Genomic DNA, 22854 nt, shown 5'->3' with positions numbered 1-22854 from the left:
CTTGCCCCACGGGCCAAAACGATGATGCAGTGACCTTGAAGTGCACACCTCGGTCCGCTAGCCTCGGATTTATCTCGCCATGCGTCTATGACCCTGGCCTGCCCCCGCGTCGCGCCGAGAACGTATGACTGAACCGTTGACCGCCGTCCCGACCCCCCACGACGACCTCCACCAGACGGGTGTCGCGGTGGGCGACGTGCTGGCCGGCAAGTACAAGGTGGACCAGGTGCTGGGCGCGGGCGGGATGGGCGTGGTGGTGCGCGCCACGCATCAGATGCTGAACAGCAAAGTGGCCATGAAGTTCCTGCTGCCCGAGTACGTGAACAACACGGGCATCGTGGAGCGCTTCCTGCGCGAGGCACGCGCGGCCGTCTCCATCAAGAACCCGCACGTGGCCGGCGTCATCGACGTGGGCACGCTCGAGAGCGGCTCGCCCTACATCGTGATGGAGTACCTGCAGGGGCGCGACCTCGCGGACGTGCTCGAGACCGAAGTCTACATGCGCGACATCCCGCGCGCGGCGAGGCTCATCCTGCAGGCCTGCGAGGGGCTCGCGGCGGCTCACGCGAACGGCATCGTCCATCGCGACATCAAGCCCGGCAACCTCTTCATCACCAGCGCCTCGGACGGCTCCGAGCAGGTGAAGGTGCTGGACTTCGGCATCTCCAAGTCCGGCACCGAGCTGAACAACCTCACGCGCACCGGCGCCGTCATGGGCTCGCCCATGTACATGTCGCCCGAGCAGATGCGCAGCACACGCAACGTGGACCAGCGCTCGGACGTGTGGTCGCTCGGCGTGGTGGCGTTCGAGCTGCTCACGGGGCGCCTGCCGTACGAAGCCGAGACCATGACCGAGCTGGTGGCCATGGTGCTCGAGAACGACCCGCCGCGCACGCGCGAGCTGCGCGCTGACGTGCCGCCGGCGCTGGACGACGCCGTGGCCGGCGCGCTCACCAAGAACCCGGACAAGCGCTACCGCGACGTGGCCGAGTTCGCGCAAGACATCGCTGTTGCCATGAACGACGGCCAGCTGCTGGAGCAGGCGCAGCGCATCCGGCGCATCGTGTCGCGTGGCACCGACGAGCTGACCGGGTCCCTGCAGGTCTCGTCCGGCACGGGGACCCTCGCGCGCTCGCACATCCGCACGCGCCCCGACGAGGGCCGCAACCGCAAGCTCATGCTGGGCGCTGCGGCCTTTGCCGCGCTGCTCTTGGCGGGTGGGCTGGGCGCGTACTTCGCCAGCAGCAACAGCCCCACGCCCGCGGTCGAGGCCTCGCCCACCGCGGCGCCCATGGAGGTGCCGCTGCCCACTGTGCCCGCGGAGGCGGTGGGGGCCGTGGTCGCGCCGCCCGCGCCGCCCGTGGTGCCCGCCGAGGTCCCACCGCCCGTGGTCGCCGAGAACGCCGAAGCCGCAGCAGCCGAAGGCGAGAACACGGACAGCGACGCGAGCCAGCGCTCGTCGTCTTCGTCGCGCAGCAGCAGCCGCAGCAGCAGCTCCAGTCGTCCCGCGATGGCCGAGCAGGCCGTGATGGCGGCCGAAACGCCGCCGCCGCCGACCATGACCACGCAGAACCTGCTGCTGGACCGCAACTGAGGAGCCGCGCGAGGGCCGCCTGCGGATGCGGCGACGGACAGCCCCTCCGAGCAGCCGCCCCAGTCAGATGAGCGTGCGACGCATGGACTTGCTGGTGGGCATGCGCGCGCTCCACTCCGGCTTGAAGAGCCAGTCGTGGCCGTACTGCCGCGCGTACTCGTAGAACTCCATCTCGATGGGGCTCTTGGCCTCCACGCCCTTGCGCAGCTGGAAGCGCAGCTGCTGCCCGTAGTGGATGTAGCCCGTGCGGCGCTGCCAGTCCTCCACGCTCCAGCCCTCGAGCAGCATCTCCACCTGCGGGTTGAGGCGCTCGGGGTTCCACACCAAGTAGTTCTCGCCCACCGCCTTGCCCTGGTCCCCCGTGGGGAAGCGCTCGATGATGTACGCGCCCGTGGGGGCCTTGAGCGAGAGCAGGAGGTTGGTGCCGTCGAAGCTCACCTCCACGTCGGGGCTGCGGCGCTCGTACAGCAGCTCGCCTTTGTCGCTGCGAGACGCGGCCAGCAGCACGGCGGCGTCCACCTCGGCCACGCCGTAGCCATGCAGCATGGTCATCGTGGTGCCGTGGCGCTCGCACACGTCGCGCAGCGCGTTCTCGAGGGAGCGCGGCGTGGTGTAGCCGCCGACGCCGCACAGGATGGAGTCCGGCATGGGGTGACCGTCGCGCGTGTGCTGGAAGAGCAGGTGCGCCAGGTACAAGGACTGCCCCAGCAGCATGACCGGCAGCTTCTCCACGCTGGCCAGGTGCAGCGCGCGCGAGGCGGTGGTGTAGCTGAGGTACGAGTCCACCGTGACGCCGAAGTCGAAGCTGCCGATGTGCGCCGGGTACGTGTTGATCACGATGGGCATGCGATCACCGAACGTGGCCACGAGCCCGGGCCAGCGCATCTTGATGAGCCCGAGGAGGTTTCCGCCCTTCTGGGTGATGCGAAACCCGTGGGGATCACGGTTGGTGCTGCCGGACGAATAGGAGAGCACGTCTCCGGGGGCGATGGTGGGCTTGGGTCGGGTCATGGGCCTGGAATTCGGTGGGGGCGCGATGGCGATTGCTTGACCGCCGGATCGGGAGATCCGTATCGTGCCAGGATGTCAATCAGGGCTCGCAGGGGCACGAGTGCAGACCTAGAACGAATCTACGCCATCTGGGAAGGCGGGATCGAGAACAGTTTGGGAGGCCGGCCGCCCGCGGGAGTGGACTACAAGGCCTACTACCGAGCGCGACTAGAGGAGTCTAACGAGGTCTTCCCCTTCTTCGTTGTAGAAAAAGACAACGTGGTCGTCTCTTGGACCAGCCTCACGCCTTTCCGCGCGAATCCGGCGGTGCGCGACTGCATGGCCGAGATCAGCGTCTACACGGACCCGGCCTTCTGGGGCCAGCCCGTGACCACCCCCGCCGTGGACATGCTCTTCGACCACGCCGACGCCTGCCCCGAGCTCCAGTTCCTGATCGCGTTCATCGCCACCACCAACGCCAAGGCGGTCCAGCTCGCCACCATCTACGGGCTGATCAAGATGTACGAGCTGGGGCCCAACGTGAAGGCGCCCAACAACCCGCCGCTCAACCTGTACCTGTACCGCTGCGGCGAGGGTCAGCGAAAGCGCTGAAGCCCGCAGCGGTTCCCGACTCGGGTGGGGTGCGGCGTGCGGGCTGGGGGCTCCCAAGGCGGATGTGTGCTGCGCGGGCGGCCTCGGCGTCGTGACTGCCTGCGGTCGGGATGCCGATCACAGGCGGTCCCCCGCTCCCATTCGCGATGTTCGACGGAACGTTCAGGCCTTGAATCATCGCTCCAGCCGAGTCGTACGACCAGATGAGGAGGCTGGTGCGAGCCAACCATTGGTGGTTGTGGTCGCCCGCCGAGGTGGACACCGTCGCCGGTGCGTCCACGGGGTGCGTGTGTGCACCTGCCGTGTCCGTGGTGATCGAGCCGCCACCGTAGGAGTGGTCGTGCCCTCCGGCGGCCATGGACATGCTGGCCGCAGGATCCACCGCATGGGTGTGGGAGCGATTCTCGAGGTTCCCGAGCGGCGCCAGGTGGTTCCGCCACTGGACCCCCCGCCCCCCGCGCCCCGCGCGGCGACGAGCTCCGACCAGCCCGCCGGACACGACGGAAGGTCGAAGTACATGACGGCGCCGCTGGGAGGGGCTGCCTGCTCCGCGAGCTCCTGGGCTGACATCCCCTCGACCGTGTCGGCGTCGCCGCAGTTCGTGGCGTAGGCCGCATAGGGAACGCTGCCGAGCGGGATGCGCGGTGTCATCTCGGGGTCCGCCCCCACGCGAATGCCAATGTGCACCGACGCCTGCGCGCGGAAGAGCGCAGGGTCGAGCGGGTTGATCTCGCCGAGGTAGACCACGAACTCGCCATCCTCGACGACCACGTTGCGCGCCTCGGCGAAGAGCGGCGTACCCGCAAGTTGGTCGGCGTAGAGGGAGAAGTTGATGGCCACGACGCCATTCACGGGCGTCCCCTCCGGTGTCTGGAGCGTCCCGTGCACCGGGAGCAGCTGAGCCTGCGCGGCGGCGAAGGTCGCCGGCGTCCACAGCAGACAAGCGAGCAGCGCAACACGACCGACATGTGCGCGGTTCATCGGCCACCTCGCAGCTGGTAGCTCGCGCTCGCGCTGTCGCCCACGGGCGACACGGAGCCCACCGAGATCGTCATCGCGTACGACGGGGACGTCATTCGACCGCCGCCCGCGACGGGGCTGATGGGGGCACGGCGACCGTTCGTCTGGCTGCCACCGTCGTCTCCGCCCTGCTCTTGCTCCCCATCTCGCGACCCTCCGACGTCAACGGCGCCCATCTCCGAAGGAGCGTCGCTCGTGGACCCCCCCCCCACGGCCACAAGCACAGCGGCACAGCCCGTACCTGCTCACCTCTCCTGCCGGCGCCCACGGACGACGCAACCGCCGGCCTGCGGCGCGTCACTCGGGCAGGAGACGCACCGTGGTGAGCGTGTCCGGCTCGATCAGCAGGGTGTCCTCAGCCACCAGCTCGCCGTTGCGGGTCTCGAAGTCGAACGTGTCCGCCACGTAGGAACGGATGCCGATGGTGCCGGGCTCGAGCCCACGGAACCCGCCTAGCCCGAGGCCATCGGTGGTCTCGTTGGCGGGAGCGCTCGCGATGACCACCATCATGCCGGAGAAGTACCAGGGGTCGGTGCCTGCGCTGATGCTGGCCGGCGTGGTGACCTCGAAGTGGATGTTGGGCGCGTTCGTGTCGCCGCAGTCCACGGCGTTGATGGCCATGTCGCCACGCGCCGGGTCCTGGGTGACGCTGGTCTCGGGATAGATGAGCCCCTCGCGCACCGGCACCGTCAGGGCCTGGATGGGGAACGGCTCGGCGCGCGTGTTGATGATGGGCTGGCTGAAGTACCAGAGGTAGGGCACCCAGTCGTCCGCGTCGTCGGTGTCCGCGTCGAGGATGCGCAGGTAGCCGTTGAAGCCCGAGGTGACGGGCACCTCCACGATGAAGGTCTCGGGGTCCGGGAAGTAGGGCGTCCCGAAGTCGCAGGCCGCGCCGAGGCGCGAGTTGCAGCGCACCACCTGAACGCCGGGCACCGGTCCCTGCCGCATGGGATCCGTGATGTTGGTGATCACGGCACGGATCAGGACGGGCTCGCCGTCGCTCACGGGCGGGGTGACGTTACCCACGCAGGTGAGGTCGCGACCGGGCTCGATCTCCGTGTCCTCGATGCCGATGATCTCCACGCAGCCACCGAGACCCAGCACGAGGAGCAGGGCCGGAAAGGTGCTGCGGGCACCGCGACCGAGGCCGCTACGAAAGATGGTATGCATACCGGTCTTCATCAGAATGCCCCCTGAATGCTGAGGCCCGCGCCCTGCCGCCCCACGCTGGGTGTCACGCGCACGCGCGCGCTGGCCCCGTCCTCGGCGTCATCGTCGCCGCCGCTCGAGACGATGACCAAGATGACTCCGGCGATGGCAACGGTGCCGCCCGCGACGAGAAGGCCGGTGGCGATGTTGGCACGTGTGCGCGCGGTCTCGGCGTCCGACTGATCCGCCGCGCTGGCGCAGTAGTAGTTCTCCCCGCCCGAGCGCAGTTGGCGTCGTTCCACAGGTTCTGGCGTTGATGCCGAGGCCCAGGCCGGCTCCGGAGGCGTGGCGGCCCCCACGGCGGTCACCACCCAGCCAGCCGTGCGCGCTGGGTTGGCTGGCTCCTCGGGGATCACGGGCGCTACGGGCTGCTGCAACCCAGGCGGCAGCTCGGTGACCTCGGGCTCCGGAGCCACCTCGAGCGCGGGCACGTGCAGCTCCACCACGCTGCCCTCGTTCGCTGCGGTGACAGTGCCCTCCCAGGGGATGCGGCCAGGCGCAGTCGCTTGCACCGGCCACTCGCCCGCATCGATGGGGATCGCCACGCTCCACATCACGTCATCGAAGGCGCGATCGCCCACCGTGACCTGCTCGCCGCGCGCGGGGCTGTCCACGATCACGCGGATGCGGATCAAGCGTGACTCGAGCTCGGCCGCGCGGCTGCGCGCCAGCTGCTCGCGCTCGGGCGATCCGGTGCGCGCGGCCAATGCTGCCGCTTCCAAGAAGGTGGCCCAGGCACTCGCCAGCCGGCCACCCTGCTCCCAGCAGACACCCAGGTTGAGCAGGGTGCCCACGGCCACGTCGAGCCGGTTGCTGGCCTCGAACTTGGGGCACGCTTCGTCGTAGTTGCCCTCTTCCATCAGGCGCCGGCCCTCGCGGAAGAGCGCCTCGGCGGCGGCCTGCGATCCGGTGGACTGAGCGTCAGCGCGCTGGGGGATCAGCGCGAGCAGCCCCAGCAGCATGACCCCGAGGAAGAGGCGGAAATACGTCATGACGGCCCGACGATAGTAGTTCAGTGGCACCGTCGTGTCCAAATGTGCGACGCGGTGTGCTGGCCCCCCCCCAGTCAGCTTCAATCTTCAGGCAGGAAGCGGGCACGCTGGGCGGGCGAGGGGATCAGGCACAGCTCCTTCTTGCCGAACAGGCGGTAGCGGTTCTTGGCCACGCGGTCGTACAGCCAGTTGCGCAGGAACACGGTCAACACCCGGCCCACGGTGAGCAGTGGCCACGGGAAGCGCAGGTAGCAGACCGCCCGCAGGAACGCGCTCGACTGCGAGTACGGCACGCCGCGCTCGACCAGCAGCATGGTGTCCACGTCCTGGTCATCGAGGCCGGCGTAGCGCAGCAGCGCCTTACCCGTGGGCGTCTGGACCGCGCCGATGCGCAGGTTCCCCTTGGGATCGTTGCGCAGGATGAAGTGCACCCAGCCGCTGCACACCACGCACTCGGCGTCGAACAGAATGACGACATCGCTGGGGCTGACGGCCGGGGGGAGCTCTCCGTGGGTGGGGCGGCGCATACCCAGGCAGGGTAGCGCAAACGCTCCGAGCGTTACGGCTTGATTGTATCGTTCAATTGTGTCATTCATTTCGCCGATGCACCCCGACAAGTCGCCCAGCGCCATCGAGCACGCCCTGACGCAGGACATCCTGCGGGGCGGTACGCGCGTGGGAGCCGGTTGCCCACGGTGCGGGAGCTGGCCGAGCAGCACGGCGTGAACCCGCCACATTCAGCGTGTGGTGTCGCGGCTCGAGACGCGCGGCCTGGTCACGGCGCGGCAGGGCAGCGGGCTGCGCGTGAACGACCCGGCCGAGTCGGGGACATCTCCCTGATCCCCTTCTGGCTCGAGGCCACGCTGGACCAGCCTGCCCAGGCGGTGAGCATCCTCGGGGACTTCCTCGAGGTGCGGCGCGTGATCGCGGTGCGCCTGATGGTGCGCCACCGCGAGGCGCTGCTGGGGCAGGCCGCGCAGCTCCAGGGGGCCGCCGCGCGCATGCTGGCGGCGTCGCACGAGGGGGTGAGCGCGCTGCGCGACGCCGACATGGCGTTTGCGCGCGCCATGCTGCAGGCCACCGGCAACGTGGTGGCGCTGAGCGTGCTGAACACCATGGCGCGCGTGCTCGAGGAGCTGCCCATGGTGGCGCAGGCCATGTATGCCGAGCCGGCCGCCAACACGGCGTCCATGGCGCGCGTGCTGGAGGCCCTGCGCGATGGCGGGGCGGGCGCGGGGCCATCATCGAGCAGGCGCTGGCCGACGTGGACGCGCTGACGCTCGCGCGCTTCGAGGCGCTGCTGCGGGCGCGAGAAGGAGCAAACGCATGAGCTGGACCAAGACCGAGACGCGCCTGCGCGACGCCCTGCTGGCAGCGATCCTGCCTGCCCCAGGGCGCGGCCTGCCCGCCATCGAGGACGTGGACCTGCGCGCCTTCTGGGTGCGCTTCGACGCAGCCGCACCCGTGCACCTCCGGCTCGGTCTGCGGGTGGCCACGCTGGTGCTCGGCGGTGCTGCCGCGCGTGCTGGGCTACGAGCGCGCGCTCACCGAGTTGAGCGCCGATGAGCGCGAGGCCTTCATCACACGCGCTGCGGGGATGCCTGGCGTTGGTGAGCTGGTGGAGATCGCCAAGGTGGTGGCGTGCCTGGCGTACTTCACCGACCCGGCGGTGCAGGCCACGGCCCGGAGGCGCGCGTGAGCGCTACGACGAGCAGTCCAAAGCCGCGCGTGAGCGAGCGCATCGACGGACGCCACGTGCACCGAGCGCTCGAGCTGCGCGCCGACGTGGTCATCATCGGCAGCGGCCCGGCGGGCAGCGCGCGCCGCACGCGAGTGGCCCGCGCGGGCGCCTCGGTGATCGTCATCGAGGCGGGCCGCTGGTTCGCGCCGCGCGAGTTCCAGCTGTCGGCGTTCCATTCCATGGCCGACACGTACCGCGACATGGGCGCGTCGGTGGTGCTGGGCTCGGCGCCCACGCCGTTCGTGCAGGGCAAGCTGGTGGGCGGCAGCTCGCCCATCAACGGCGCCATCTGCTGGCGCATGCCCCGCGACGTGTACGACGAGTGGCTCACCAAGGACCGCGCGCTCGCGGACGCGCTGCCGTGGGACGTGCTCGAGGCGACGACCGACATGCTGGAGGCGCGCCTCAACGTGCGCCCCACGGACCCCGCCATTGCAGGAGCGAAGAACCAGCTGCTGGCGCGCGGCGCCGAAGCGCTGGGCCTCGCGCACCGGCCCATCCGCCGCAACGTGCAGGGCTGCGAGGGCCTCGGCCGCTGCATGCAGGGCTGCCCCAACGCCCGCAAGCTCTCGGTGGACGCTACGTTGCTGGCCGACGCGGAGCAGGCTGGCGCCGTGGTGCTGAGCTGCACCGAGGTCACGGGCATCGACGTGCGGGCGGGCCGCGCCACGGGCGTGCACGGCGTGACCGACGGCGGCGCCGAGGTGCGCGTGCACGCAGCGCGCGCCGTGATCGTGGCGGCCAGCGCCGTGCAGAGCCCCGCGCTCCTGATGCGCAGCGGGCTGCGCCAAGGCCCCGTGGGGCGCCACTTCCAGTGCCACCCGGGCGTGTCCATGGCCGGGCGCTTCCCCGAGCCCGTGCGCATGTGGGAGGGCGCCACGCAGGGGCACGAAGTCACCGGGCTGCGCCACGAGGGCCTCAAGTTCGAGGCGCTGGGCTTCGACCTCGGGGTGATGGCCGGGCGCCTCCGAGGGCGTGGGCCGCGAGCTGGCGCGAGGTCGACGACATGGCGCACGTGCTCGACTGGGGCGCCGCGGTGCGCCGAGGCCGAGGGCGTGGTGCGCGTGGTGCGCGGCAAGCCCCACGTGTTCTTCTCCCCGAGCGACCACGACGTGCGGCGCTACCGCCGCGGGCTGCGCGTGATGGGCGAGATGATGCTGGCGGCCGGCGCGGACCACGTGTCGCCGGGCGTGCGCGGCTTCTTGCGGCGCACCTCGCGCGTGGCCGACTTGATCGAGCTCGAGCAGCACGGCCCGAAGCGCGCGTCCGCATACACCAGCGCCATCACGCACATGTTCGGCACCTGCCGCATGGGCAGTGACCCGCAGCGCGGTGGTGCGCCCGGACTTCCGCCACCACGCCACCCGCGCGGCCTCTACGTGGCCGACTCCAGCGTGTTTCCCAGCAGCCTCGGGGGTGAAACCCGCAGATCCCCATCGCGGCCGTGGCCACCTCGGCCGCGCGGTCCGTGCTGAACACCCTCTGACCCTCCGGAACCCCATGACCATCACCTCGATCAAGTGCTCTCCATGAACGGCCGCGAGCTCTACGACATCGTGCGCCGCGGCGCGCCCCTCGACCTCGACGCGCTCGCGGACACCACCTACACGGGCATCGACCTGAGCATGCCCGACCTGTTTCACAAGCTCATGTGGAAGTCGTTCCGCAAGACCTTCCACCGCGACCCAGCCAGCGGCGTGCTGCGCGGCTGGAACGTGAAGGTGGAGCAGACCGGCTGGGACACGCCGCCGGCGCCCAAGCGCGACCGCCACGGCAAGGCGCTGACCTTCGGGCACTACCACGTGCGCCCGGCGGCGGGCGTGCGCTTCCCGCGCGGTTGGCGTGGCGGGCACTACCTGGACTACCAGGTGGCCGGCAACCTGAAGCAGGACTTCCCCGCCAGCGCCGGCTTCTGCCCGCTGGTGAGCGTGAACCCCGGCAGCTCGGAGCTGCTGCTCGGCTGGGAGGTCTTCAAGGTGGGCCCCGCGTTCGTGCCCATCAGCGACTTCTGGGTGCTGAAGCGCGAGGGCGCGCTCGCGCCCGGCGACGTGGTGGCGCGGCCGGACGGCAAGCGCTGACGTCAGTCGCAGCGCTCGGGCAGCGAGCACGTGGCTTGCTGCATGGTGCGCGAGGCGTCCTTGGGCATGAGCCACGCGGCCGTGCTGTTCATGGGCATGGGCATGGGGTCGCCCGGGCAGTTGGGGGCGGAAGCGCGGTGAGCACCGTGAGCGCGTGCCGTCGTCGAAGACCTGGAGGCCGCCGAAGGCGGGCGACATGGTGTACTGCAGCAGGTAGACGCCGTTGGCCGCCATGTCGACGCCGAGCGCGCTGCCTGGCGGCTGGCCCTCGCCGCTGCACTGGAGTGCCACGGAGACCTCTTCGGCGGTGCGCAGGATGGTGGGCGTGGACGACGAGCCGCCCGTGAAGCTGCAGCCAGGGATGAGCAACGGTGCGATGGGGCGAGCCTGGGCGACCTCGGGCACCGTGCAGGTGAGCGGCTCCGCGGCGCCTGCGCCCGTGGTGCTGCCGCCCGTGCCGCCGGTGCCCTCGGCGCCTCCGCCGCAGCCAGAGAGCAGGGCGAGCCCGAAGAGGGAGAAGCGCGACAAGCTGTGGCCTCAACACCCCTGGAGACGCTGCCCCATGTTCGACCGCACGATTGGCCTCGAGGTCCTCGATGACGCCGTCTACACGCAGTACCGCGCCGAGATGACGCCCCTGCTCGAGGCCGCGGGGGGCCGCTTCGTCCTCGACGTGCGCGTGGCCGAGGTGCTGCGCGGCCCGGAGGGGGCGCGCTTCAATCGCCTCTTCACCATTCGCTTCGCCACGCAGGCGGCGTTCGCGGCGTTCTTCGCCGACCCGGCCTACCTGGCCATCCGCGACCGGCTGTTCGCGCCGAGCGTCGGGCAGGTTCACGTGCTGGCGGCTCACGAGTCGCCGCGCCCAGGCTGATCCGACGCGAGCGAGCATGGACGTTCAGTGTGTCCCCGCTCACCCGCGACGGCCAGCCGCCAGCGCCGAGGCCGACGGCGACGCGGCCAGCAGGGCCTCGATGGCGTCCACCAGCGCCTCCACGAACACGGCGCGTGGCGGCGGTCCCCCCGCGTCGCGCGCCAGGTAGTCCGACATGCCGTGGAACAGCAGCCCGGTGACCAGCAGCATGCGCGCGGCCAACAGCGCGCGCGGCACGGGGACGGCTCCGGTGGTGGCACGCGTCATGCCGCGCAGGAGGCGCTCGGCGCCGCGGTTCTGCTTGGCGCGGTGCTCTAGCGTGGCGTCGGGCTGGCGCATCAGCTCGGCCTGCACGCGCAGGAACGCGCGACCACCGTCTTCGTCGTCCAGCTTGGCGGCCAGCGGACGCACGAGTGCGTCCACCCAGGCCCGCAGCGGGGGCTCGCCGGTGCCCGCCTCGAGCGCGTCGATCATGGCGTGCCGCGCGGCCTCGATGCCCGGCGTGTGCTTGTCCAAGGATGGCCTGCACCCAGCCCCGCCTTGTCGGTGAAGTGGTACTGCGCGGCGGCCCGGTTGCGCTGCCCGGCCTCGCGGCTGATCTCGACCAGGGACACGCCCGTCCAGCCCGCGCTCGGCGTAGAGCTGCTCGGCAGTGGCGATCAAGCGCGCGCGGGTCTCGGCGGTGTCGGGGCGCATCAGCCGAAGCTAGATGCCTGCCGGCGCGGCTCCTGTCGAGTCCGTGGAGGGTTTTCCAGGGTTCTCACCGCCTGAGGTCGAGGGGCACCGAGCTCGCGTCGCCGTCTCATCGACTCGTCACAAGTCGATGGCGACCAAAGGAGGTCTGGGAGGGTTCTCCGTGGGCTCTGGCTGTCGAGGAATCCACCGTGTTTCAAGACTTGGGCACCCCGGCCGAAGCCGAGGGGCAGCAACCAGGCCCCGGACGATCTGAAAGTCCCCGCGAGGGGACTACCGGGTGGAAAGGTTGGTGACCGGCCTACCAAGGTTACCCGGGCCCCACACAGGGAGGCGGCTGGAACGGCTGCGTCCGGGTCCCTTGGTGGAGCACACCCGCTATCAGCCGTAGTCCACGCGACAGGCGGGGGACTTTAGGACTATCCATGCGTAGTTTGCTGCCCTCCGCTTCGGCGGGGGTGCCCTAATCGCCTTTCCAGAAGCCGATTCGGCATGCCCATCACTACGAAGGACTTGTGACGAGTCGATAGACGTCGCCGTTCACGGCAACGCCAACCTCGAGCTTGCCAACATAATACGGTCGTATTACATTCGCCCCGATGGACCCCGTACGAGAGCTCGTGAACCAGCGCCCCTGGGGCGACGAAGCGCTGCGCCGCGGCCAGCGCACCTGAGGCGCGGAGGTGGCGCCGGCATCCACATGTCGCCCGGCACGTCCAACGCGTACATGGTGCTCACCGCGGGGGGCCGCGTGATCGTGAACACCGGGCTCGGCTTCGAGGCGCTCACGCACGAGCGCAATTTCGATGCGGTGAGCCGGCTGCCCACCACGCACATCCTCGTGACACAGGGGCACGTGGACCACGTGGGCGGCGTGGGGCTCTTACGCCGAGGGCGGGCACGCGCTTCATCGCGCAGGCCAACAACCTGCGCTGCCAGGCCGACGACGCGCGCATCGCGGCCCGGCGGCGACCGCACAGCTACGTGTGGTTCCAGGAGGTCATCGACCACGCGCTCGAGGTGGCGGCGCACCACCCCGACGTGGTGGTGCAGGACGCGCCGGTGCCCGACGAGGTCTTCAGCGAGCAGCTGGTGGTGGAGACCGGCAACGTGCGCTTCGAGCTGCTGAGCTGCCCGGGCGGCGAGACCATCGACAACCCGTCATCTGGCTGCCCACCACGCGCACGGCGTTCGTGGGCAACACGTTCGGGCCGCTGTTCCCGCACTTCCCCAACTTCAACACCGTGCGCGGCGACCGCTACCGCGACCCCTTGGCGTATCTCGACACGCTCGACCGCGTGCGGGCGCTCGGGGCCGAGGTGCTGATCACCGGGCACGGCCTGCCCATCGAGGGCGGCGCGCTGATCCGCGCGTGCCTCGACCGGCTCGAGGCCGCGGTGCGCTACGTGCACGACCAGACGGTGCTGGGCATCAACCAGGGCCGCGACATCGACGACGTCGCACGCGAGCTGCGGCTGCCGGACGAGCTGTACGTGGGCGAGGGCTGCGGCAGGGCGTCTTGGGGCCTGCCGCACCATCTGGGAGAGCTACCTGGGCTGGTTCAAGCTGCGCAGCATGCGCGACTGTACCCCGCCGCGCCCGTGACGGGCACGCTGTCGGCGCTGCTGGGGCCCGACCGCGTGGTGGACGAAGGGCTCGCGCTGCTGGTCTCCGATCCGCTGCGCGCGCTGGGCCTCGCCGAGGCTGCGCTCGAGGCCCAGCCCGGCCACCGCGGAGCGCTCGCGCTCGCCCGCGACGCGCACGCGCACCTGCTGGAGCAGCCCGAGGACGCGAAGAACTTCTGGCTGGGTGGCTGGCTGCGCGCGCAGGAGCGCAAGCTGGACGAGGCGCTGCTCGCCGCGCCGGCGAGCAGGCGCAGCGGGCGAGGTGGCGAGCCTGATGGCGGGCATGCCCGCGCGGTTCGTGCCGGACGCCGGTGCCGGGGCTGCGCGCGGTCTATCAGTAGAGCTGACCGCCCCCCGAGGCGGCACGTGGGCTGTGGTGGTGGAGAACGGCACCTGCCGCATCCACGAGGGCGCGCACCCCTCGCCCAGCTGCTGCATCGGCATGAGCACGGCCGACTTCGTGGCGCTGAACTACGGCGACCTGCACCCGTTGAAGGCGGCCATGCAGGGCAAGCTGCGCTTCGAGGGCGACCGCAGGGGAGTGGCCATCCACCTGGGCAGAGATCTTCACCAAGATCAAGCGGCCCGTGAAGAAGGCCTGAAGGCGGCGACCAGCGACGCGCAGCCGGACGTGATCCGCATCGACGACCTGCGCGAGCTGGTGCTCACGCCCACGCAGCGGCGCCTCAAGCGGCTGGCCGAGCGCGGGGCGGTGCGCCTCGACACGGACAGCGTGCTGACTCCGCGCGCCGCCGCACGGGGCTCAACGACTTCGGGCCCATGGACTTGCAGCGCGCCTCGAGCTGCTGCTGGCCGACTACCGCGCCGACGAGACGCTCTCGGGCCTGGGCAAGCAGACCGTGCACGGGGATCTCGTGCGCTACGCCAGCAACCGCCTGCTCATGCAGGACCAGTACACGCGCCACCCCGAGATCGACCAAGAGGTGATCGCGGCGCCCGTGATCGTGGCCGGCCTGCCGCGCAGCGGGACCACGCACCTGGTGAACCTGCTGGCCGCCGACAGCCGCTTCCGCTCGCTGCCGCTGTGGGAGCTGCTCGAGCCCGTGCCCAACCCGCGCGAGCGCGCTCCGGGCAAGCTGGGCGCGCGCTCTTCGCGCCTGGACCAGGCGCTGCCCGACAAGGCGCGCGACTGCCTGGGCGTCACCACGCTGTCGGCCGACCCGCGCTACCTGCGCTGCACCGGCAAGTGGGTCGGCATGCGCCTCGCGGTGCCGCACCTCGCGGCCATGCACCCTGACGCCGGACCACATCCACGAAGAGATCGAGCCTGATGGGGCCGGACTTCGCGAGCTACGTGTTCGAGTGGACGGGGCGTGCCGCGCTACCGCGACCACAGCTTCCCGCACCGACCAGACACCGCACTTCGCGTACATGAAGCGCGCGCTCCAGCTGATTCAGTGGCAGGACCGGCAAGCCGGGAAGCCCGGCGCGACGCTTCGTGCTGAAGTGCCCCGCAGCACCTCGAGAACCTGCCCGCGCTGGACGCCACGTTCCCCGGACGCCACCGTGATCTTCCACGCACCGCGACCCGGTGGCCGTGATCCAGTCCACCGTCCGATGCTGGGCTACGCCGAGCGCGTGGGGCGCACGCGCGTGGACGCCGACCGGCTGATCGCCTACTGGGCGGAGCGCATCGAGCGGCTGCTGCGGCGCGGGGTCGAGGACCGCGAGCGGATTCCGGCCAACCGCTCGCACGACGTGCTGTTCCACGCGTTCATGAAGGACACCGAGGGCACGCTCGACACCATCTACCGGCGCGCTCGCATCCCGCGCACCAGCGCGTCGCGCGCGGAGCAGGCGGCCTTCCTCGAGGCGCACCCGCGCGGCAAGGACGGGCGGCTCGAGTACGACCTCGAGCGCGGCTTCGGGGTGCGCCCCGAGGACCTGCGGCGGCGCTTCGCCTTCTACTTCGAGCGCTTCCCCGTGCGCGTGGAGGAGTCATGACGCTACGCATCGGCATCCTGGGCGCCGCCCGCATCGCGCCCTTCGCGCTCATCAACAACGCCCGCACCCCTGCCCGATGTGGAGGTGGTGGCGGTGGCCGAGGAGTACCAGGGGCCCCGAGGCGCTCGCGAAGTACGCGCGCGCAAGCACGGCATCCCCAGCGCACCGCTCCTTCGACGAGCTGCTGGCGCGCCCGGACATCGACGCGGTCTACGTGCCGCTGCCCATCAGCATGCACGTGGAGTGGACGCTGCGCGCCATCGCGGCGGGCAAGCACGTGCTGTGCGAGAAGCCCATGGCGGCCAACGCCAGCGAGGCCACGCGCATCGCCGAGGCCGCGGCGGGCACGGGGCTGATCGTCGCCGAGGCCATGCACTTCCGCTACCACCCGCTGGTGGGCGCGTGCGCAGCATCGTCGCTTCGGGGAGATCGGCGCGCTGCGGTCCATCGACGCCAGCTTCTCGGCCTACCTGCCGTTCGACGACTTCCGCTTCGACTACCGCACGGGCGGCGGCGGCACCATCGACATGGGCTGCTATCCGGTGGGCTTCGTGCGCGCCGTGACCGGCGAGGAGCCCGTGGTGGATAGCGCGCGCGCCAAGCTGCACGGCACGCTCATCGACCGGCAGATGGAGGCCACGCTGCGGCCGCCCACGAGCGGCGCCAAGGTGGACCTCTTCGTGGGCATGCGCTGCAGCCGCCTGCTGAGCGTGTCCATGAAGCTCGTGGGGCTCGCGCGGGCGCATCGACATCCTCAACTTCATCAAGCCCGGAGGTCTACCACCGCCTGGTGGTGCGCACGGACGGCGCGAAGCGCGTGGAGCGCGTGCCCGGCGGGTCCACCTACCGCGCGCAGCTCGCCGCCTTTGCCGAGGCCGTGCGCACCGGCGTGCCACCCACCACCACCGCCGACGACGCGGTCGCCAACATGCGCGTGATCGACGCGCTCTACCTGGCCGCCGGGCTGCCCAGCAAAGGGGACGCCGCGGTGCTGGCGCGCCTCGCGGCCGGCGCCTCACGCTGACCCTGCACCCGTTCGAGACCCCTCCCCGAGACCACGAGACCCGATGAGCACCTTCGACCACGCCAGCATCCCCGACCTGCCGCAAGCACGCGCTGGTCACCGGCCCCACCAGCGGCATCGGCCGCGGCACCGCGCTCGCTCTCGGGCGCGGCGCTACCGTGATCCTGGTGGCCCCAGCCCTGCGCGTTGCGCCGAGGTGGAGGCCGCGCTGCGCGCCGCGGGCGCCCCGAGCCCATCCGCGTGATCGCCGACCTGAGCCTGCTGCGCGAAGTGGAGCGCGCCGCCCGCGAGGTGCTGGCGCTGGGCGTGCCGCTCGACATCCTGGTGAACAACGCCGGGCTCGTGAACCAGCGCCGGCTGCTCACCGACGAGGGGCACGAGATGACCATGGCCGTAAATTACCTTGCCCCGTTCGCGCTGACGCTGCGGCTCCTGCCCGCCCTGCGCCGCGCCCCCGCCGCGCGCGTGGTGAACGTCACCTCCAACAGCTACGTCATCGGGCGCCTGCGGCTCGACGACCTCACGTTCAAGCGGTTCTACTGGCCGCTCGGGTCCTACTCGGCGAGCAAGCTCGGGAACATCTGCTTCACGCGTGAGCTGGCCCGGCGCCTCGCCGGCGAGTCCATCACCACGAACGCGGTGCACCCGGGGCTGATCTTCACGAACCTCGGCATCGGCAACAACCCGGGGCCGCTGAAGCTGATCCTGGGGACGGCGTGGAAGCAGTTCAGCATCGACGAGTCCGAGGGCTACCGCGGGCCACCTACGCGGCCACGCACCCCGAGCTCGAGCACGTGACCGGGCAGTACATCGTGGACTGCCAGGTGACTGCGCCGAAGCGCATCGCGCTGACGACCGCGCTGCGGCGAAGCTCTGGGAGGCGAGCGAGGCGAGATCACCGGGTGCGCTTCCCCAGAGCGTTGAGAGGTGTGGTCGGGAGGCGAGCACGAGCACGAGCACGAGCACGTCTCACGTCTATCGACTCGTCGCAAGTGCCAGGCGACCGGGGACGGTTCCGGAGGGTTTGGGCGGGCTTCGGCTGTCGATGAATACAGCCTGTTTCATGGCACTTGGGCACCTTGAGCTGAAGCCGGGGCAGCAAACCAGGCCCCGGCGACCTGGAAAGTCCGCGCGAGGCGGACTAGCTGGAAGCGAGGTTGACGACCGTCTCACCAAGGTTACCCGGACACCCCATGCCGTGAGGCTCCGCGGAGCCTCTGCGTCCGGGCACGTCGGTAGAACACACCCTGCTGTCAGCCACGCAGTCCGCGCCGACAGGCGGGGACTTTAGGACTATCCATGCGTAGTTTGCTGCCCTCGGCTTCAGCCGGGGTGCCCTAATCGCCTTCCCAGAAGCCGATTCGGCTTGCCGGTCACCCATCCAGGACTTGTGACGAGTCGACTGACGTGGACGACGTCCACGTCCACGTTCTGCGCGCGAGGGCGACGGCCGTCCTCGTTCAGGTCACGGCCAGGATCACGCCCCGCGACGCCAGCGACACTAGCACCCAGGGCGTGACGCCCTGCAGGAACGGGCGCAGGCCCACCGACGCAGGCGCCGCGCTGAGGGCGGCGCCCACCAAGAAGAGCGCGAGCACCAGCAGGCGCCGCGCGAGGCTGCTGGCTGCGTCGCCGAGCGGCGCGAGGACCGGGAACGCGTTCACGAGGCCGGCCGCCAGCACCACGGTAGCCCGGGAACCACGGGCGCGCGGCGCGGGCCCCGGCGGGGCGAGTCCACGGTGGCCGTGCCGGCAGGCAGCCTGCGCCGCAACGCCGCTGCCGGAAGGGGGTGGTAAGGCCAGGGGCCGCCGTGAGCGGGATGATCCGCAGCGCGCCCGCCAGCTCACGGTGGTGGCCACCTCGAGGGCGTCAGGCCCGTGGTCATGGCGGCGCCCACCACCGAGCTGGTGTCGTGGATGGCCACGGCGCACCACAGCCCGAACTGGTGGGCGTCCACGCCGAGCCGCGTGCCCTACCAGCGGGAAGACCAGCAGGGCCACGGCGTTGAGCGTGAACACCGTGCCGAGCGCCGCGGTCACCTGGTGCGCGCGCGCCGAGACGGTGGGCGCCACCGCGGCGATGGCGCTGCCTCCGCAGATGGCCGTGCCGGCCGTGACCAGCAGCCCCGTCAGCGCGTCCACGCGGAAGAGCCGCGCGAGCGCCCAGCCGAGCGCGAGGCACAGGGCGATGCTGCCCACCGCGAGGCCCGCGCCCAAGAGACCCACGTCCACCACGGCGCCGAGGTCGAGGCCCGCCCCGAGGCCCATCACGGACAGCATCAGCAGGCGCTTGGCCAGCGCGTTGGTCTCGGCCTCCCACACGTTCCACCCCGCGAAGGCCACCGCGACGCCCAGGGCCAGCGCGCCCACCGACCCGAGCCCGGGCATCACCAGGCAGGCGAGGCCGAGCGCGGGGACGACGGCGCGGCGCAGCCCACCGCGTGACCGAGTGAACGCACGGACCACCGCGGCTGCGCGCAGAGGCGCTGCGAGCGGGACGGGACCGGGGTGCAGGTCGAGCGTGGACATGACCCTGAAGGTGCCCCCGACACATCGCATGGACGAATCGTTTGATCCGATGTGCCATCACCCCCATCTATGACTAGCGCGCAGCAGGCCACCCAGCGCATCGCTCGCCGGCCTGTGCGCCGCACTGGGCGGCTGGCCTTCAGGGGGTGGCGGGGCAGTGGGCGAGCTCGGGGCCGAACTCCGCGGGATCACCGAGGATGAAGCCTTCGCGGAACCACCAAGGCACCGTCAGCGGGTACGAGTCGTCCGGCGCGTAGGATGCCGCCGAGGGCGCGACGACACCGAACTGCACGTACACGCTCCGCCCCGAGAGCGCGACGCGCTCCTCCACGGTCGCTGGCAGGGGTGGCACGCCCTCGAAGCGGGCTCGCCCGACCTCGAAGCTCTCGATGCTCCAGCGGAAGGGCCGGGGTCCCGCCGTCCGCAAGACCATGCGGCCGCGGTGCCCTGCGCCCCCACGTCGATCACCAGCTCGTCGAGCGAGCTCCTTCGTGGTCCGAGACCGTGACGCCGGGGATCACGGACCGGTGGCCGCCGCTCACGGCCGGGATGTCGCCCCACGACGCGATCCGATTCGGCACAGGCATCGCGTGCGCGAACCAACGACCTGGTTCCGCTGAGCCTGGGGTGGTGACCACCCGGACGCGCCCCGGAGCATCACCCACCGGAAACGAGGCGTAGCAGCGTCGGGGTCAGGGTCTCCCCGTAAAGCGTGTCCGGAAAGCCGACCTCGTAGAGCCCCCGCCAGGCGACCGGGTGGTGACGTGGTGGGAGAGGTTCCAAACCGCGACCCCCTCATCCACGAAGGATTGCGGGTACAGTGTTGGACGCTTGCAACGATGACCTCCACGGTCGCGTCGCCCGACCTCGGAGCTCGCCAGCGGCAGGCGCGACCTCGCTCGCAGAGGTCCGCCGGGCACGGCGACGAGGTTCACGATCTCCCACGCAGCCGCTGCTCGTTCCGCCTGTCGTGGATCACGACGGCGATGCCTTCACGGAGGGCCAGCGTCGCGGTCTACCAGCCCCTCGAACGTCAGGAGCCCGCGCCGCACCCCGGGGCGCCGAGAGCTGGAAGAACCCCCATTCAGTCCTCCTCCACCTCCAGCTGCCAAGGCGAAAGCACGTCCGAAGGCTGGACCACCACTTCACGAAAGGACGAGCGGCCCCGGCAAGGGCACAGGCGCACGGAGCACACTGAGCGCCTCGTCCCCGATGACCCGCGGTGACGTTCCAGCAGGTCGCGCCGGACGAGTCGAAGCGCGCCGCACCGTTGGCGCCGGAGACGGCCTCCCACGTTGCCCGCTGGCGCAGTCCTCGACCACGACGAGGGCGCCCGCCGCCGGTCTCGGCGCCTGGTGGCCCTCGTCGGTCAGACACGATGACCTCGACCCGGGTGCCCGCGTCCGTCGACGACCCGCGTCCGGTGGGTCGTCGACGGCGACCTCGTGGGCGCGGTAGCACCCGGGCGCGGCGAGCACGACGAGGGACAGCAGCGCGGTGGTCCACGGGTCCGCCGACGGCCGCGCGCCCAGCCAGTTGGGGAATGAAACGACGAAGGGTGGTGCTGAACCAGTGCGACCTAGGCCTCGGAGCGCCCGCCGAGCGGTCCGTTCGACACCCTATCTGGCCGGTGGGACCGCCGCGGTGTCACTTCTGGCGAGGTGCTCGTCCTTCGCAGCCGGTCAAGGCCGTGCCGTCCAGCAACTGCGAAGAACACCGTCGCGGCTGGACGTGCCAACGGACCCAGCGGGGCGCCGGGTCATGCGCGTGACTGCCGTGGACACGTGCGAAGACGCCTCCGATCCATCGCCGTGACGAATGGTCGGAGCAGATGTGCCATAGTCACGCCTATGGCTAGCGCGCGCGACGACTTCGACTCCCGCCACCTCGCCGTGCTGTGCCGTGGATCGACGCCGGCAGCATCACCAAAGCGGCGCGCCAGCTGCACCTCTCGCAGCCGCCGTGGACGGCCAGCGTAAAGAAGCTGGGAGGGGGCGCTGGGGGTCACGCTGTCGAGCGCTTTGCGCGTGGCGTCACGCCCACCGACGCGGGCCGCCGGCTGCTGTTGCACGCGCGCCGCATCGACGCCCAGCTGTGGACGAGCTGGTGGCCGACGTGACCACGCGCGACGCCCGCTCGCGCCTCTGGTGCTGGGCGCCAGCACCACCATCGCGGCGGGCCTGGTGCCCAAGCTTGCGCGCTTCCGGGCGCAGGAAGGCGCCACGGGCTTGCGCCTGATCGTGGCGAAACACCAGCGGGATCATCGCACGGGAGAGCGGCGCCCTGCCCCTCGGGCTGGTGGAGGGCCCTCGCGCGCGCCCCGTGTGCGCCTCGAGCGGCTGCTGGACGACACGCTCTTGCCGGTGGTGGCCGCCAACTCGCCGTTCCGGGGCCACAACGTGGACCTGAACACGCCGGTGCTGTGGCGCGAGGTGGGCTCGGGCACACGCACCGTGGTGGAGCGCGCGCTGCGCAAGCTGGGCCGCAAGCCCATGCCCTTCGACCTCGAGCTGGGCAGCACGGCCGCCATCCGCCGCGCGGTGGGGCTGTCGCTCGGGGTGGCGTTCCTGTCGCGCTGGTCCATGGGCGAGGACCTCGACGCGGGGCGCCTGCGCCTGCCTGCATCCCTGGGCCTCGAGATCGGGCGGCGCTTCAGCTGGGCCCTGCCGAGCGCGCCCGAGCGGCACCGCCGCGCGCTTCCGCGCGTTCGCTAGCGCCGAGCACGAGGTGGTGGTGCCGTGAGCGCCAGGTCACCCCGGCAAGCGCGCGCCTCGCTCAGTGCGCGAGGCCGCGCAGCTGCAGCGCGAGCGACGCGTGCGCAGCTGCTTCTCGATGGCGTCCTCGAGCGTGCCATAGCCGCCCAGCCACGAGATGATCGCAGCGAAGTACAGCGCGAAGAGGTTCTGCGCGGCGGCCAGCACGTCGATGTCCTGCGCCACCCGCCGCGCGCCTTGGCTGCGGCACCAGGCCGCCGAGCTGGTGCAGGAACGAGTAGGTCAGCGCCGCCATGCGCCGGCCGTTGGGGCCGCTGGCGGTGCCGAGCGCGCACGCGAGCGCTGGCCAGGTCGGGGGGGCCTCCCCATAGGTGCGCAGCAAGAGCCCGAAGACGTGCACCAGCTCGTCCAGCAAGGGGACCCCGCGCGGCAGCGTGCGGAAGGCGCGCTCCACCGCCGCGGCCAGGCGCTCGTGCATCACCATGCAGACCAGGGTCCTCTGTCGCTCGCGTAGAGGAACAGGGTGCCCTTGGCTACGCCGGCGCGCTCCCGCCACGTCGGCCAGCTTGGTGCCCCACGCCGTGCTCGAGGAACAGCCTCGAAGGCCGCCTCGCGCGGATGCGCTCGCGCTTGTCCTCCTTGTTGGCCTCGCGCCGCCCACCCTCTACCGGGCGCAGGGCGGTCCGCTTCGACTTTGGTTTTGCGACCCAGGTCCGCCTGTGGCGGCCAGTCTAACCAACAAAATCCACAAAATCATCCGCTGGCGCCTTGCCAGGGGCACATCACTGACCACGAAAAATGACCGTAGTCACTTTTTGGAGGCAACCATGGCGATCATCGAGTACCCCACCAGCGAGCCCGTCCGCAGCGCCCGGGCGCGCTACTTCGAGGCCAACCACTTCGGCGCGGATGGCGGCTACGGGGACGCCTGGGTGGAGGTGAAGTTCGGACCCATCCCGGTCCCCATCCCCAACACCGAGGCGCGTGTGCGGGCGGTCCGGTACCACGACCTGCACCACATCGTGACCGGCTACGACACCGACCTGGTGGGCGAGATGGAGATCTCTGCGTGGGAGCTGGGCGCCGGCTGCGAGGACTTCGTGGCGGCCTACGTCCTGAACGTAGGCGGCCTTTCATGGCGCCGCCATCGCGCCGCTGCGCACGCTGCGGGCCTTCGCGCGGGGTCGTCAGAGCCGCT

At 71.0% G+C, this 22854-nt stretch carries 25 protein-coding genes and 2 pseudogenes; 18 read left to right on the top strand and 9 right to left on the bottom strand.

Annotated elements, in window-relative coordinates; translation table 11 throughout:
- The first annotated feature begins 136 nt into the window (after positions 1-136).
- On the top strand, positions 137-1594 hold the full coding sequence (locus IPI43_12980) for a serine/threonine protein kinase (protein ID MBK7775024.1): 1458 nt from the start codon (positions 137-139) through the stop codon (positions 1592-1594).
- Positions 1595-1657: 63 nt separating this feature from the next.
- On the opposite strand, the gene IPI43_12975 is transcribed toward IPI43_12980, so the two are convergent.
- Entirely contained in the window at positions 1658-2605 is a 948-nt protein-coding gene (locus tag IPI43_12975; GenBank protein ID MBK7775023.1) for a hypothetical protein, read from the bottom strand.
- 72 nt (positions 2606-2677) lie between these two features.
- Between IPI43_12975 and IPI43_12970 the strand changes: the two genes are divergently transcribed.
- Positions 2678-3196 carry a GNAT family N-acetyltransferase gene (locus tag IPI43_12970; protein MBK7775022.1) on the top strand — a complete coding sequence of 173 codons (519 nt, stop codon included), beginning with the start codon at positions 2678-2680 and terminating at the stop codon, positions 3194-3196.
- A gap of 174 nt (positions 3197-3370) precedes the next feature.
- On the opposite strand, the gene IPI43_12965 is transcribed toward IPI43_12970, so the two are convergent.
- The 4 genes from IPI43_12965 to IPI43_12950 form a co-directional block, all read right to left on the bottom strand.
- Complete coding sequence (locus IPI43_12965; protein MBK7775021.1) at positions 3371-4177, bottom strand: hypothetical protein; 807 nt, start codon at positions 4175-4177, stop codon at positions 3371-3373.
- 336 nt (positions 4178-4513) lie between these two features.
- The gene (locus IPI43_12960; protein ID MBK7775020.1) at positions 4514-5398 is read right to left on the bottom strand and encodes a hypothetical protein; all 885 of its coding nucleotides are present in this window, start codon (positions 5396-5398) and stop codon (positions 4514-4516) included.
- Positions 5398-6417 carry a hypothetical protein gene (locus IPI43_12955; protein ID MBK7775019.1) on the bottom strand — a complete coding sequence of 340 codons (1020 nt, stop codon included), beginning with the start codon at positions 6415-6417 and terminating at the stop codon, positions 5398-5400. The genes IPI43_12960 and IPI43_12955 overlap by 1 nt, the downstream gene beginning before the upstream one ends.
- An 80-nt stretch (positions 6418-6497) precedes the next feature.
- Positions 6498-6944: a DUF393 domain-containing protein gene (locus tag IPI43_12950; protein MBK7775018.1), complete on the bottom strand. Its 447-nt coding sequence runs from the start codon at positions 6942-6944 to the stop codon at positions 6498-6500.
- Between the two features lie 159 nt (positions 6945-7103).
- On the opposite strand from IPI43_12950, the gene IPI43_12945 reads away from it, so the two are divergent.
- From IPI43_12945 to IPI43_12920, 6 genes are all read left to right on the top strand, one after another.
- Complete coding sequence (locus IPI43_12945; GenBank protein MBK7775017.1) at positions 7104-7694, top strand: FCD domain-containing protein; 591 nt, start codon at positions 7104-7106, stop codon at positions 7692-7694.
- A gap of 49 nt (positions 7695-7743) precedes the next feature.
- Positions 7744-7983, top strand: coding sequence for a hypothetical protein (locus IPI43_12940; protein ID MBK7775016.1), 240 nt, complete (start codon positions 7744-7746; stop codon positions 7981-7983).
- Entirely contained in the window at positions 7970-8116 is a 147-nt protein-coding gene (locus IPI43_12935; GenBank protein MBK7775015.1) for a hypothetical protein, read from the top strand. The genes IPI43_12940 and IPI43_12935 overlap by 14 nt, the downstream gene beginning before the upstream one ends.
- Positions 8113-9633: a GMC family oxidoreductase gene (locus IPI43_12930; GenBank protein ID MBK7775014.1), complete on the top strand. Its 1521-nt coding sequence runs from the start codon at positions 8113-8115 to the stop codon at positions 9631-9633. Before IPI43_12935 ends, IPI43_12930 begins: the two co-directional genes overlap by 4 nt.
- Before the next feature lie 54 nt (positions 9634-9687).
- A complete protein-coding gene (locus IPI43_12925; protein ID MBK7775013.1) occupies positions 9688-10236 on the top strand; it encodes a hypothetical protein in 549 nt (182 codons plus the stop codon).
- Positions 10237-10798: 562 nt separating this feature from the next.
- Positions 10799-11107, top strand: a complete 309-nt coding sequence (locus IPI43_12920; GenBank protein ID MBK7775012.1) for a DUF1330 domain-containing protein — start codon at positions 10799-10801, stop codon at positions 11105-11107.
- Positions 11108-11146: 39 nt separating this feature from the next.
- Here the strand turns inward: IPI43_12920 and IPI43_12915 are convergent, their stop codons facing one another.
- Positions 11147-11623, bottom strand: coding sequence for a hypothetical protein (locus IPI43_12915; protein MBK7775011.1), 477 nt, complete (start codon positions 11621-11623; stop codon positions 11147-11149).
- Between the two features lie 877 nt (positions 11624-12500).
- Here IPI43_12915 and IPI43_12910 point away from each other — a divergent pair.
- The 8 genes and pseudogenes from IPI43_12910 (at position 12501) to IPI43_12875 (ending at position 17212) form a co-directional block, all read left to right on the top strand.
- A complete protein-coding gene (locus tag IPI43_12910) occupies positions 12501-12929 on the top strand; it encodes an MBL fold metallo-hydrolase (protein MBK7775010.1) in 429 nt (142 codons plus the stop codon).
- 770 nt (positions 12930-13699) lie between these two features.
- Positions 13700-13960 (top strand): annotated as a pseudogene (locus tag IPI43_12905) (SCP2 sterol-binding domain-containing protein).
- A gap of 325 nt (positions 13961-14285) precedes the next feature.
- On the top strand, positions 14286-14717 hold the full coding sequence (locus IPI43_12900) for a sulfotransferase (protein ID MBK7775009.1): 432 nt from the start codon (positions 14286-14288) through the stop codon (positions 14715-14717).
- A 100-nt stretch (positions 14718-14817) separates the two neighbouring features.
- The gene (locus IPI43_12895) at positions 14818-15390 is read left to right on the top strand and encodes a sulfotransferase (GenBank protein ID MBK7775008.1); all 573 of its coding nucleotides are present in this window, start codon (positions 14818-14820) and stop codon (positions 15388-15390) included.
- Between the two features lie 76 nt (positions 15391-15466).
- On the top strand, positions 15467-15979 hold the full coding sequence (locus tag IPI43_12890) for a Gfo/Idh/MocA family oxidoreductase (protein ID MBK7775007.1): 513 nt from the start codon (positions 15467-15469) through the stop codon (positions 15977-15979).
- Between the two features lie 201 nt (positions 15980-16180).
- On the top strand, positions 16181-16414 hold the full coding sequence (locus tag IPI43_12885) for a hypothetical protein (protein MBK7775006.1): 234 nt from the start codon (positions 16181-16183) through the stop codon (positions 16412-16414).
- A gap of 43 nt (positions 16415-16457) precedes the next feature.
- Positions 16458-16658 carry a hypothetical protein gene (locus IPI43_12880; protein ID MBK7775005.1) on the top strand — a complete coding sequence of 67 codons (201 nt, stop codon included), beginning with the start codon at positions 16458-16460 and terminating at the stop codon, positions 16656-16658.
- Entirely contained in the window at positions 16655-17212 is a 558-nt protein-coding gene (locus IPI43_12875; GenBank protein ID MBK7775004.1) for an SDR family NAD(P)-dependent oxidoreductase, read from the top strand. The genes IPI43_12880 and IPI43_12875 overlap by 4 nt, the downstream gene beginning before the upstream one ends.
- Before the next feature lie 662 nt (positions 17213-17874).
- On the opposite strand, the pseudogene IPI43_12870 reads toward IPI43_12875, so the two are convergent.
- Both IPI43_12870 and IPI43_12865 read right to left on the bottom strand, forming a co-directional pair.
- A pseudogene (locus IPI43_12870) lies at positions 17875-18942 on the bottom strand (putative sulfate exporter family transporter).
- A 139-nt stretch (positions 18943-19081) separates the two neighbouring features.
- Positions 19082-19375 (bottom strand): hypothetical protein, encoded by a 294-nt coding sequence (locus IPI43_12865; GenBank protein ID MBK7775003.1) that lies wholly within the window; start codon positions 19373-19375, stop codon positions 19082-19084.
- Positions 19376-20839: 1464 nt separating this feature from the next.
- Between IPI43_12865 and IPI43_12860 the strand changes: the two genes are divergently transcribed.
- The gene (locus tag IPI43_12860; GenBank protein MBK7775002.1) at positions 20840-21061 is read left to right on the top strand and encodes a LysR family transcriptional regulator; all 222 of its coding nucleotides are present in this window, start codon (positions 20840-20842) and stop codon (positions 21059-21061) included.
- Between the two features lie 28 nt (positions 21062-21089).
- Positions 21090-21656 (top strand): hypothetical protein, encoded by a 567-nt coding sequence (locus tag IPI43_12855; protein ID MBK7775001.1) that lies wholly within the window; start codon positions 21090-21092, stop codon positions 21654-21656.
- A gap of 61 nt (positions 21657-21717) precedes the next feature.
- On the opposite strand, the gene IPI43_12850 is transcribed toward IPI43_12855, so the two are convergent.
- Positions 21718-22140, bottom strand: coding sequence for a hypothetical protein (locus IPI43_12850; GenBank protein MBK7775000.1), 423 nt, complete (start codon positions 22138-22140; stop codon positions 21718-21720).
- Positions 22141-22854: the final 714 nt, after the last annotated feature.

Source organism: Sandaracinaceae bacterium (genome assembly GCA_016706685.1).
In the GTDB taxonomy this organism is placed as follows: Bacteria; Myxococcota_A; Polyangia; order Polyangiales; family Houyiibacteriaceae; genus JADJJE01.
This window is presented reverse-complemented; position numbering and strand designations above follow the sequence as displayed.